This window comes from Roseococcus thiosulfatophilus (genome assembly GCF_017311575.1).
GTDB classification, from domain to species: Bacteria; Pseudomonadota; Alphaproteobacteria; order Acetobacterales; family Acetobacteraceae; genus Roseococcus; species Roseococcus thiosulfatophilus.
The window spans coordinates 22,715-34,289 of the sequence record NZ_JAFFQY010000014.1 but is presented as its reverse complement, the minus strand read 5'-3'; the positions used below and the strand labels follow the sequence as shown (position 1 = coordinate 34,289).

11 protein-coding genes are annotated in these 11,575 nt (G+C 71.5%); 6 read left to right on the top strand and 5 right to left on the bottom strand.

Annotation, left to right across the window (positions count from 1 at the left end; genetic code table 11):
* Nucleotides 1-221 precede the first annotated feature (221 nt).
* Nucleotides 222-1,019: a transglycosylase SLT domain-containing protein gene (locus tag JTN19_RS08155; protein ID WP_206931424.1), complete on the top strand. Its 798-nt coding sequence runs from the start codon at nt 222-224 to the stop codon at nt 1,017-1,019.
* 6 nt (nt 1,020-1,025) lie between these two features.
* Here the strand turns inward: JTN19_RS08155 and JTN19_RS08150 are convergent, their stop codons facing one another.
* Entirely contained in the window at nt 1,026-1,760 is a 735-nt protein-coding gene (locus JTN19_RS08150; RefSeq protein ID WP_340643293.1) for an SDR family NAD(P)-dependent oxidoreductase, read from the bottom strand.
* Between the two features lie 152 nt (nt 1,761-1,912).
* Between JTN19_RS08150 and JTN19_RS08145 the strand changes: the two genes are divergently transcribed.
* From JTN19_RS08145 to JTN19_RS08130, 4 genes are read left to right on the top strand one after another with little or no spacing between them, the layout of a single operon-like run.
* The gene (locus JTN19_RS08145) at nt 1,913-3,130 is read left to right on the top strand and encodes an NADP-dependent isocitrate dehydrogenase (protein ID WP_191084339.1); all 1,218 of its coding nucleotides are present in this window, start codon (nt 1,913-1,915) and stop codon (nt 3,128-3,130) included.
* 39 nt (nt 3,131-3,169) lie between these two features.
* Nucleotides 3,170-3,772, top strand: coding sequence for a 2-hydroxychromene-2-carboxylate isomerase (locus JTN19_RS08140; protein ID WP_206931422.1), 603 nt, complete (start codon nt 3,170-3,172; stop codon nt 3,770-3,772).
* Between the two features lie 7 nt (nt 3,773-3,779).
* The gene (locus JTN19_RS08135) at nt 3,780-4,460 is read left to right on the top strand and encodes a DUF599 domain-containing protein (RefSeq protein ID WP_206931421.1); all 681 of its coding nucleotides are present in this window, start codon (nt 3,780-3,782) and stop codon (nt 4,458-4,460) included.
* Nucleotides 4,453-6,027, top strand: coding sequence for an alkaline phosphatase D family protein (locus tag JTN19_RS08130; RefSeq protein ID WP_206931420.1), 1,575 nt, complete (start codon nt 4,453-4,455; stop codon nt 6,025-6,027). The genes JTN19_RS08135 and JTN19_RS08130 overlap by 8 nt, the downstream gene beginning before the upstream one ends.
* A gap of 9 nt (nt 6,028-6,036) precedes the next feature.
* Here the strand turns inward: JTN19_RS08130 and JTN19_RS08125 are convergent, their stop codons facing one another.
* Nucleotides 6,037-7,188 carry a glycerate kinase family protein gene (locus tag JTN19_RS08125; protein WP_206931419.1) on the bottom strand — a complete coding sequence of 384 codons (1,152 nt, stop codon included), beginning with the start codon at nt 7,186-7,188 and terminating at the stop codon, nt 6,037-6,039.
* Between the two features lie 133 nt (nt 7,189-7,321).
* Between JTN19_RS08125 and mmsB the strand changes: the two genes are divergently transcribed.
* The gene (gene mmsB / locus JTN19_RS08120; protein ID WP_206931418.1) at nt 7,322-8,194 is read left to right on the top strand and encodes a 3-hydroxyisobutyrate dehydrogenase; all 873 of its coding nucleotides are present in this window, start codon (nt 7,322-7,324) and stop codon (nt 8,192-8,194) included.
* 189 nt (nt 8,195-8,383) lie between these two features.
* On the opposite strand, the gene JTN19_RS08115 is transcribed toward mmsB, so the two are convergent.
* The 3 genes from JTN19_RS08115 to JTN19_RS08105 form a co-directional block, all read right to left on the bottom strand.
* Nucleotides 8,384-9,226, bottom strand: a complete 843-nt coding sequence (locus JTN19_RS08115) for a universal stress protein (RefSeq protein ID WP_206931417.1) — start codon at nt 9,224-9,226, stop codon at nt 8,384-8,386.
* Nucleotides 9,227-9,241: 15 nt separating this feature from the next.
* The gene (locus JTN19_RS08110) at nt 9,242-10,723 is read right to left on the bottom strand and encodes a SulP family inorganic anion transporter (RefSeq protein ID WP_206931416.1); all 1,482 of its coding nucleotides are present in this window, start codon (nt 10,721-10,723) and stop codon (nt 9,242-9,244) included.
* Nucleotides 10,724-10,989: 266 nt separating this feature from the next.
* Nucleotides 10,990-11,541: a carboxymuconolactone decarboxylase family protein gene (locus JTN19_RS08105; protein WP_206931415.1), complete on the bottom strand. Its 552-nt coding sequence runs from the start codon at nt 11,539-11,541 to the stop codon at nt 10,990-10,992.
* Nucleotides 11,542-11,575 lie beyond the last annotated feature (34 nt).

The following is an 11,575-nucleotide window of genomic DNA, read 5'->3' as shown; positions in this document are numbered from 1 at the left end:
CTAGGCCACCCGGGCCGCGTCCAAAAAAAATGGCGGTGCATTGCTGCACCGCCAAGTTAAGGGAGGAAACGTCCAAGAAAGCGGGCAGGAACCGAAATTCCCGCCGCCCCCCTCATATAGCCGCGTGATCGCTCGCATGCAAGCGACTTTTTGCATTGCAACATGGAAATTTTCGGTAGCCCGGGAACGGGCTGGCATGGCGGTTGCTCTCCCCCTCCGGCATGAGGAATTTCCTGGCTTTTTCCGCCCTGGCGCTGGGCCTGTCACTGCTCCCGGAGGGGGTCCCTGCCCAGCCCTTGTCGCCCACGCAACTCTGCCGTGCCGCCATCGCAACGGCGGAGCGCGAGGCCAGCCTCCCCCCCGGCCTGCTCCAGGCCATCGGGCGGGTGGAATCCGGCCGGGCGGACCCCGTGACCGGCGAATTCGGCCCCTGGCCCTGGGCCATCAATGCCGAGGGGCGCGGCCATTTCTTCCCGGACCGGGCGGCAGCGATTGCCGGGGTGGAGGCGCTTCGTGCCCGGGGGGTGCGGGTGGTGGATGTGGGCTGCATGCAGGTGAACCTGCATTTCCACCCCCAGGCCTTTCCGGACCTCGCCACCGCCTTCGACCCTCTGGCCAATGCCCGCTACGCCGCGCGCTTCCTGACGGACCTCCAGTCGCGCACGCCGGACTGGCTGCAGGCCGCGGGCCACTACCATTCCCACACGCCGCACCTGGCCGAGGCCTATCGCGCCCGCATCGCCGCCGCCTGGCCCGAGGCGCAGGCGCGGCTCGCGCAGGACCGGGCGCTGGCCACGCGCGGCACCCCACGGGTGCCGGCGCTGTCCAATGGGGAGGACCGGGCGCAGATCCTGGCCGCGGCCCCGGGCGGCGGGCGGGGGCTGGATGCCTACCGGGCGCGGCCGGTGGTCATCGCGGGGCGCGGGCCGCCGGCGCTCGCCTTGGCCAGCGCGCCGCCGCCCGTGCCGGTGACGGCCGCCTCGCGCCGGCTGCCCTGGTATAGGCCGCCCTCCGAGTAGGCCGCCTCAGTAGACGGCGCGGCCGCCTGAGACGTCGAACACCGCGCCCGTGGTGAAGCTGACCGCGTCCGAGGCGCAGAAGGCCACCATCTCGGCCACCTCCTCCGGCAGGCCGAAGCGGCCGAGCGGGATCTTGGACTTCATCCAGGCGATCTGCGCCTCGGTCATCTGGGCGAAGAGTTCCGTCTCCACCGCGGCGGGGGTGACGCAGTTCACCCGCACGCCCGTTCCGGCCAGCTCCTTGCCAAGGGACTTCGTCAGGCCGATCACGCCCGCCTTGGCGGCCGAATAGGCGCTGGCCATCGGGTTGCCGTCCTTGCCGGCGATGGAGGCGATGTTCACGATCCGCCCCGTATCGCGCGCCCGCATCCCCGGCAGCACGGCGCGGCAGCAGAGATAGACGCCGATGAGGTCCACCTCGATCACCTGGCGCCAGGCCTCCACCGGATAATCCTCCAGGAGGTGATTGGGCCCGGTGATGCCCGCATTGGCGACCAGGATGGCGCAGGGGCCGAGTGCCGCCTCGGTGCGCGCGAGCGCCCCCTCCACGGCGGCCGCGTCGGTGACGTCCACCGCCTCGGCATGGGCGCCAAGCGCCCGGGCCGCCTCCGCCACCGTCGCCGCGTCCCGGTCCCAAAGCGCCAGCCGCGCGCCGCCCGCGGCCAGCCGTTGCGCGATGGCCAAGCCCAGCCCCCGCGCGCCGCCCGTCACCACCGCCACCTTCCCGTCCAGACCGCCCACGCCCCGCCTCCCTGCCGCGCCGGGGGCGCCTTGGCCCCCATCCCTTGTTTCAGGGGGGCCACGGTGCGATGGTGCGGCCCGCATCGCAACACTCCGGTTGAGGACCCCCGTGGGCGCGCGCGCCGGCGGGGTCGAGAAAAGGCAAGGACCGCATGGCCAAGATCAAGGTGAAAACCCCCGTCGTGGAGATGGACGGGGATGAGATGACGCGCATCATCTGGGGGTTCATCAAGGACCGCCTGATCCTCCCCTACCTCGACATTGACCTGAAGTATTACGACCTCGGCATCCAGCACCGCGACGCGACCGATGACCAGGTGACGGTGGATGCCGCCAACGCCACCAAGCAGTATGGCGTGGGCGTGAAGTGCGCGACCATCACCCCCGACGAGGCGCGCGTGGCCGAATTCGGCCTGAAGAAGATGTGGCGCAGCCCGAACGGCACCATCCGCAACATCCTCGACGGCACGATCTTCCGCGAGCCCATCATCTGCAAGAACGTGCCTCGCCTGGTGCCGCACTGGTCCAAGCCCATCGTGGTGGGCCGCCATGCCTATGGCGACATCTACCGCGCCGCCGAGACCAAGATCCCGGGCGCCGGCAAGGCCACGCTGACCTGGACGCCCGCCGATGGCGGCGCGCCGGTCGAGATGGAGGTGACCAACTTCCCCGCCGGCGGCGGCGTGCTGATGGGCATGCACAACACCCGCGCCAGCATCGAGGGCTTCGCCCGCGCCAGCCTGAACTACGGCCTCTCGCGCGGCTACAGCGTGTATTTCAGCCACAAGAACACGATCCTCAAGGCCTATGACGGCGAGTTCAAGGACATCTTCCGCAAGGTGTTCGACACGGAATTCGCCGACAAGTTCAAGGCCGCCGGCATCACCTACGAGGACCGGCTGATCGACGACATGGTGGCCTGCGCGCTCAAGTGGGAAGGCGGCTATGTCTGGGCCTGCAAGAACTACGATGGCGACGTGCAGTCGGACATCGTGGCGCAGGGCTTCGGCTCGCTCGGCCTCATGACCTCCGTGCTGCTGTCGCCCGACGGGCAGACGGTGGAGTCGGAAGCCGCGCACGGCACGGTGACGCGCCACTACCGCGAGCACCAGAAGGGCCGTGAGACCAGCACGAACCCCATCGCCTCCATCTTCGCCTGGACGCGCGGCCTGGCCTATCGCGGCAAGTTCGACAACACGCCGGACGTGACGGCCTTTGCCGAGGCGCTGGAGCAGGTCTGCATCGAGACCGTCGAAGGCGGGCAGATGACCAAGGACCTCGCCATCCTCATCGGCAAGGACCAGCCCTACCTCTCCACCCAGGCCTTCCTGGCCGCGCTGGACGAGAACCTGAAGAAGAAGATGGGCTGATCCTCAGCCCGCAGTGAACGGCCCAGGAGGGCTTCGGCCATGCATGTGGATTACTACTACTCGCTGAACTCCCCCTGGGCCTATCTCGGCTCCGCGCGCTTCGAGGCGATGTGCGCGAAGCACGGGGCGACCGTCGCCCCCTTCCCCGTGGATTTCGGGGTGATCTTCCCGGCCTCGGGGGGCTTGCCGCTGCCCAAGCGCGCGCCTCAGCGCCAGGCCTACCGCCTGATGGAGCTGGCGCGCTGGAGCCGCCACCTGAACCTGCCGCTGAACCCGCAGCCCTCCTCCTTCCCCTTCAACGAACCGCCCATCGCCGCCGCCGTGATCGCGCTGCGCGAGACGCAGGGCGTGGTGCCGGCCATCAAGCTCTCGCACCGCATCATGCGCGCGATCTGGGCCGATGACGTGAACCCGGCGGACCCCGCCACCTTCGCGACCCTGGCCGCCGATGTGGGCCTCGATGGCCCCGCCCTGCTGAAGCTGGCGGAAGACCCGCAATGGCTCGACCGCCGCCGGGCGGACAGCGAGGCGGCGCTGGAACGCGGCGTCTTCGGCGCCCCCAGCTTCGTGATCGAGGGCGAGATCTTCTGGGGCCAGGACCGGTTGGACTTCGTGGAACGGAAGCTCGCCGGCCAAGGGTGAGCCCGGCATGACCGGCTGGCCGCTCAGCGCGCTCGACCTCGCGGCCCTGCTGGTCTTCCTAGGCTGCTGGACGGGGTATTCGGCGGTGGTGGACCGCATCCCCTCCATCCGCTCGCGCTCCGTCATCGCGGCGATGGACATGCACCGCCGCACCTGGATGCGCGCGCTGCTGACGCGCGACAACCGCATCAGCGACACGGCCATCATCGGCAACCTGATGGCCAGCACCTCCTTCCTGGCGAACACCTCCATCTTCATCCTGGCGGGCCTGGTGGCGCTGCTGGGCGCGCCGGATCTCGGGCAGCGGGCGCTCTCCGCCCTGCCCTTCGCCCAGCCGCCGGCCACGGACTTCGCGTGGGAGCTGCGGATCATCCTGCTCATCTTCATCTTCGTGCGCGCCTTCTTCGAGCTGACCTGGGCGCTGCGTCAGTTCAACTATTGCTCGATCGTGGTGGGCGGCATCGGCATGGGCGACGGTGCGCTGCCCCAGGCCGACATGGCGGCCGAGGTCGCCAACCGCGCCGCGCGCCACTTCAATACGGGGCTGCGCGCCTACTATTTCGGCCTCGCGGCGCTGACATGGATTCTTCACCCGGTGGCGCTGATCCTGGCGTCGCTGCTGGTGCTACGGGAGCTGCACCGGCGGGAATTCCGCTCGGTGGTGCGGGAGGCGTTAACGCGTGGATAGTGTGGTTCGTCATGTCCTGGAATTGTCGCGGCGCGGGGCGCTGCGCGGGGCCACGGGGCTTGCGGCGCTGGCGGCCCTCGCCCCGCGCCAGCCGCGCGCCCAGGCGCCCGGGCCGCTCTTCACGCTCGGCGTCGCCTCGGGCGATCCGTGGCCGGATTCGGTGGTGCTCTGGACGCGCCTCGCCCCCGCCCCGCTGGAGGATGGCGGCGGCATGGGCCATGACGCCGTGCCCGTCGCCTGGGAGGTGGCGGAGGATGACGCCTTCCGCCGCGTGGTCGCGCGCGGCGAGGTGCTGGCCCGCCCCGAAGCCGCGCACGCCGTGCATGTCGAGGCCGGCGGGCTGCGGCCGGGGCGCCCCTATTTCTACCGCTTCACCGCCCAGGGCCAGCAAAGCCGCGTGGGCCGCACCCGCACCGCGCCAGCGCCGGGCGAGGCCGCCGCGCTGAACTTCCTCGCCGGCGGCTGCCAGAACTACGAGCACGGCCACTTCACCGCCTGGCACCATGCCGCGCGCGAGGAGGATGTGGCCTTCGTCTTCCACTATGGCGACTACATCTACGAACATGCCGGCCGCCGCCCCGGCCAGGGCGGCTGGGGCCCGGTGGTGCGCTCCCACCACGGCCCGGCGACCTACTCGCTGGAGCAATACCGCAGCCGCCACGCGCAATACCGCACCGACCCGGACCTCGCCGACGCCCAGGCCGCCCACCCCTTCATCACCACCTATGACGACCATGAGGTGGAGAACAACTGGGCCGCCATGCAAAGCCAGCGCGACGGCACGGGCCGCTTCCGCGACGTGGTCGTGACGCCCGAGCAGTTCGCGCTGCGCGCCGCCGCCGCCTTCCAGGCCTGGTATGAGCACACGCCGGTAAGGCCCTCCACGCGGCCGCGCGGGGCGGACATCCTCGCCTATCGCCGCCTGCGCTTCGGCAGCCTGCTCGACTTCCACGCGCTCGATACCCGCCGCTTCCGCGATGACCAGCCCTGCGGCGACGGCACGCGCATCCCCTGCGAGGCGGTGGCGCGGCCGGACGCGCAGATGCTGGGCCCCGTGCAGGAGGCATGGCTGCGCGAGGGCCTGCGCGAGGGGCGCGGCACCTGGCAGGTGCTGGGCCAGCAGGTCTTCTTCACGCCGCGGGTGTTCCCCGGCGGCCCCATCAGCATGGATGGCTGGGATGGCTACCCCGCCGCCCGCGCCCGCGTGCTGGACATGCTGGAAGGCCGCAACGCCGTGGTGCTGACGGGCGACGTGCATCGCGCCTGGGCGGGCGACATCCAGCGCTCACCGGAAGGCCCGGCGCTGGGGGCGGAGTTCGTCACCACCTCCATCAGCAGCGAGGGCGATGGCAGCGAGGCCCAGGCCACGGCCGAGGGCGTGCTGCGGAACAACCCCCATCTGCGCTTCCACAGCAACCGCCGCGGCTACACGCGGCACGAGGTGCGGGCGGACCGGCTTTCGGCCATCTACCGCGCGGTGGCCTATGTGGAACGCCCCGGCGCCCCGCGCGAGGACCGCGCGCACCTGGTCACGCTGGCCGGGCGGCCGGGCATCGTGCCGGGCTGAGGCGCAAGCTCAGGCCGCCGCCCGCGCGGGCTGCGCCATGCGCCGGCCCACCAGCACGGCGCGCAGCACCTGCTCGGCGCAGGCTTCGAGGTCCGCCGCCGCGCGCACCATGGCCTGCTCCAGGCTGGCGGGCCCGCGCAGGCTGGCGAAATGGGCGTCGAGGCCCAGCGCCTCCGCCCCCTCCCCCAGCGTGCCGGCCAGGGCGATGACGGGCACGCCGAGCGACCGCGCGCGCCGCGCCACCTCGGCGGGGATTTTGCCGCGCGCGCTCTGGCCATCCAGCCCGCCCTCGGCGGTGAGGACGAGGTCGGCACCCGCGATGTGCCGGTCTAGGTCGAGCCGCGCCAGCGTCACCTCCGCCCAGGGCCGCAGCCGCGCGCCGAGGAAGGCATGCAGCCCGGCGCCCAGCCCGCCCGAGGCGCCACCCCCCGGCAGGTCGAGCAGGCCATCGGCGCCGAGATCGCGCGCCGCCACCGTGGCGAAGCGGCGCAGCCCGGCCTCCAGCCGCTCGATATCGGCGGGCGAGGCGCCCTTCTGCGCGCCGAAGCCGCGGCTGACACCCTCCGGCCCGCAGAGCTTCACGCGGGTGTTGCAGGCGACTTCGACGGTCACGCCGGCCAGGCGCGAGTCGCGGCCGGCGGTCTCGATGCGGTCCAGCGCGAGCAGCGCGCCCCCGCCCGGCGGCAGGTCGCGCCCCGCCACGTCCAGCAGCCGGAAGCCCAGCGCCTGGGCCAGCCCCGCGCCCCCGTCGCAGGTGCCGCTGTCGCCGCAGCCCAGCAGGATACGGCGCGCGCCGCCCTCCAGCGCCGCGCGCAGCAGCTCCCCCACCCCGCGCGTGGTGGTGGCCAGCGGGTCGCGGGCGTCGCGGGGCACGAGGCGCAGCCCGCCGGCCGAGGCCATCTCCAGGATGGCGGTGTCGCCCACCCTTCCCAGCGCCGCCTCGACGGGCGCGCCGGTGGGGCCGCTGACGCGCACCATCCGCAGGCTTCCCCCGCCCGCCGCGGTCATGGCGCGGGTGAAGCCCTCGCCGCCATCCACCAGCGGCAGGCAGGTGACCTCCGCCTCCGGGCAGGCGCGCGCCAACCCCGCCGCGATGGCGGCGGCCACCTCCCCGGCCAGGAGGCATTCCTTGTAGCCCGAGGGGGCGACCAGAATCCGCATGCGTCCTTCTCTCCGTCTCGCGGAAGGGTGTTGCGGGAAGATGGCCGCAGCATGAACGGATGCGCCATCTTCCTGCCCGCATGGACAATCGCCCGTGCCGGGATAGGGTTTGCCCAAATGGAGGAACCACATCATGGCGCGCATCGGCTTCGTGGGGCTCGGCAATATGGGCCTGCCCATGGCCCGCAACCTGGTCCGGGCGGGGCATGACGTGGCGGGCTATGACCTCAGCGCCGCCGCCATGGACGCGGCGGCCGAGGCCGGCATCAGCCGCGCGCAGTCCGCGGCCGACGCGGCGCGGGGGGCCGCCTTCGTCATCACCATGCTGCCCGCCGGCACCCATGTGCGCGACGCCTGGCTGGGCGCGGGGGGCATGGCCGAGGCCGCCTCGCCCGAGGCCGTGCTGCTCGACTGCTCCACCATTGACGTGACGACGGCGCGCGAGGTGGCGTCGGGGCGGCCCATGCTGGACGCCCCCGTCTCGGGCGGCACCATGGGGGCGGAGAACGGCACGCTGACCTTCATGGTGGGCGGCGATGCGGAGGCCTTCGCCCGCGCCAAGCCGCTGCTGGAGGCCATGGGCCGGACCGTGGTGCATTGTGGCGCCTCGGGCGCCGGGCAGGCGGCCAAGCTGTGCAACAACATGCTGCTGGCCATCTCCATGATCGGCACCTGCGAGGCCTTCACCCTGGCGGAAAAGCTCGGCCTCAGCCATGAGGCGCTGTTCGAGGTGGCGAGCAAATCCTCCGGGCAATGCTGGTCGCTCACCACCTATTGCCCGGTGCCGGGGCCGGTGCCGGGCAGCCCGGCCAACCGCGGCTACGCGCCAGGCTTCGCCACGGCGCTGATGCTGAAGGACCTCGGCCTGTCGCAGCAGGCGGCGGGTGCCGTGGGCGCGGCCACGCCCCTGGGGGCGGCGGCACTCACGCTCTATGAGCGTTTCGCGGCCGATGGCGGGGCGCTGCGCGACTTCTCGGGCATCATCGAGATGCTGCGGGAGGCCTGACGCGCGGTTTCCGGTTCAGCCAGGCATCCAGCGCCAGCAGGGCCAGCGCCGTCAGGATCAGGTTCAGGGGTTCGGCGAGGATCAGCATGGGGGCAATCTGCCCCCTGCCCGCGTCAGCCTCGGTCGTATGGCGCCGGATCCGCGGAGGCGGAATCGCCGGAGCGGTGAATCCGTCGCCGGGACATGCCCTCATCGGAAGACCAGCACCGGAATCCGGCACCCGCGCAGCAGCGCCGAGGTGGTGCTGCCCAGGATCATCGTGCGCAGCCGCCCATGGCCATAGGCGCCCATCACCAGCAGCTCCACCCCCGCATCGGCCACATGGGCGGCGATGGCCTCATGCGTCTCGCCCTGCAGCAGCACGGGCCGGGCGGGCCGGCCCGCCCCTTCCAGGATGGCGAGCGGCGCGGCCTGCAACGCCTCGCCGTCACCGCCCACCGTGACGAGGTCCAGCGCCACCCCCTCCAGCAGGGGGCTGCGGGCCGCGTATTCCACCATCCGCAAGGAGGCCGCGCTGCCATCATGCGCGATGGCGCAGCGCGCGGGCGCGCGGAAGGCGCGGGCCGCGACCAGCACGGGGCGCGGGCTGGAGCGCAGCACGCGTTCCAGGTTGGCCCCCAGATGGCCCGCCGCGAAATCCGCCGCCTCGCCCCGCTTGCCGATGACGAGCAGCTGCGTCTCGCGCTCCAGCTCCAGCACATTGTCCACCAGCGCGCCGTGGCGTTGCGTCAGGCGCACCTCCGCCACGCCGGCCGCGCGCAGCCGCGCCTCGGCGGCGTCCAGGATGGCGCGGCCGCGCTTCAGCGCCAGCTTCCCCCGCGCCTCGTCCAGTGCCGCGAGTTCCTTCAGCAATTCCTCGGACCGGTCGAGGCCCAGCGCCCCGCTGCGGTCCACGGGGGCCTCGGCGGGCGTGCGGGGCAGGACGTGCAGCACCTGCACGCCGGCCGCCATGGTACGCGCCGCCCAGGCCGCGTGGTCAATGGTGCTCTCGGCGTAGATGGAGCCGTCGGTGCAGGCCAGGATGCGCGGCATTCTCCCCTCCCCCCCTCAATGCATCGCCGGGGCGTCGGCGCCCGGCCTGTCGTGGCGACCGAGCCGGCCGAGCAGTTCGGAGCTGGCCTCGTTGAGGCCGAGGATTTCCACCTCCGTCCCCTCGCGGCGGAACTTCAGCACGACGCGGTCCATCGCCGCCACCGCCGTCAGGTCCCACACATGCGCGCCGGAGACGTCAATCACGGCGCGCTCGATCGCCTCGCGCAGGTCGAAGCTGTCCACGAAGGCCTCGGCCGAGGCGAAGAAGATTTCGCCCGTGACGGTGTAGGTCCGGGTGCGGCCATCCTCGGAGAGCGTCGAGGTGATGCGGAAGATGCGCGCCGCCTTGCGCGCGAAGAAGATGCCCGAGAGCAACACGCCCACCGCCACCCCCTGCGCCAGGTCATGCGTGGCGACCGTCACGGCCACGGTGGCGAGCATGACGATGGAACTCTCCCAGGGGTGGACCGCCAGGTCGCGCAGCGAGGACCAGCGGAAGGTGCCGATGGAGACCATGATCATCACCGCCACCAGCGCCGGCATGGGGATCTGCCGCACCAAATCGCCCAGTAGCATGAGCAGGATCAGCAGGAAGACCCCGCCCCACAGCGTGGACAGCCGCCCCCGCCCGCCCGACTGCACGTTGATGACCGATTGCCCGATCATGGCGCAGCCCGCCATGCCGCCGAAGCAGCCGGCCACGATGTTGGCGATGCCCTGGCCCGCGCTTTCGCGGTGCTTGTCGGAGGGCGTGTCGGTGAGCTCGTCCACGATCTGCGCCGTCATCAGCGACTCCAGCAGCCCCACCACGGCCAGCGTGAGGGAGGTGGGCAAGATGATGCGCAGCGTCTCCAGGTTCCACGGCACGTCGGGCAGCAGGAAGGCGGGCAGGTCGGTCGGTAACTCGCCCATGTCGCCCACGGTGCGGACTTCGATGCCGAAGAACATCGCCGCGGCGGTCAGCAGCACGATGGCGACCAGCGGCGAGGGCACAGACGTCGTGAAGCGCGGCAGTATGTAGATGATGGCGAGCCCCACCGCCACCATCGGGTAGGTGATCCAGGAGACGCCGATCAGTTCCGGCAGCTGCGCCATGAAGATCAAGATGGCGAGGGCGTTCACGAAGCCCGTCATCACCGAGCGCGAGACGAAGCGCATCAGCACACCCAGCCTGAGCAGCCCCGCAATGATCTGGAAGACGCCACAGAGAAGTGTGGCCGCCAGCAGGTATTGCAGCCCGTGCTCGCGCACCAGCGTGACCATCACCAGCGCCATGGCGCCCGTGGCCGCCGAGATCATGGCCGGCCTGCCGCCCGCGAAGGCGATGACCACCATGATGCAGAAGGAGGCGTAGAGCCCCACCTTCGGGTCCACGCCCGCGATGATGGAGAAGGCGATGGCCTCGGGGATCAGCGCCAGCGCCACGACCGTGCCGGCCAGGATATCGGCGCGGACATTGGGGAACCATTCGGCGCGCAGCCGTTCGAGATGCGTCAAGTGAGGAAACTCCGCGGGGCGCGCGAAGGCGCGCGCACGTCAACAGGCCGCGCCCATGAAGCGGGGCGCGGAGGTCAGGCCGGTGACGTGATGTCAGGGCGGAGCGAGACGCATCTGCGAGTCCTACCGCCCCATATTGCGCCGCACAACCCGCAAAGTCTCAGCCGCGGTCGCGCAGCCAGGCGATGGCGATCACCACCAGCACCAGCAGCAGTGGGATCAGGACGAAGGGCTCGCTCAGCAGGACGGCGAGGCCGAGCAACCGCTCAATCCGGGAAGGGGTCGGGCACGCCCTCGGGCAGCGCCACCCGGTCCACGTTCAGCGTGAAGGAGACGGCGGTGTAGTAGCCCGTGATGCCGAGCAACTCCGCGCAGCCCTTCTCGCCGAAGAGGCGCTTGGCCTCGTTGAAGGCCTCGTCGCTGACATCGCCCGTGGCCTGCACCTCGGAGACGAAGCGGAAGACGGCGGCCTCGTCCTCGGCCATGTTGGACGGCGTGCGGCCCAGGCGCACATCCTCCGCGATGGCGGGGCTGAGGCCGCCATCCATCGCCATCTTGTGGTGGGCATACCATTCGAACCGCGCGCGCCAGCGTTTCGCGGTGACGAGGATGGCGAGTTCGGAGAGGCGCGGCGGCAGGCTGCTCTCCCAGCGCATGAAGCGGCCCACATTCTGCAGGCGCTCGGCCATCTCCGGGCTGTGCAGCCAGGCGGGGAAAGGCCCCTTCACGCCGGCCCGCGCGCCGGAGCCGATATTGGCGGCGACCTCGCGCTGGCGGGTGGTCATGGTGGCTTCCGTCAATGGCGTGAAGCGGGGCATGGGCGTTTCCTCCTGTGTCGTTGCGGGTAGGATG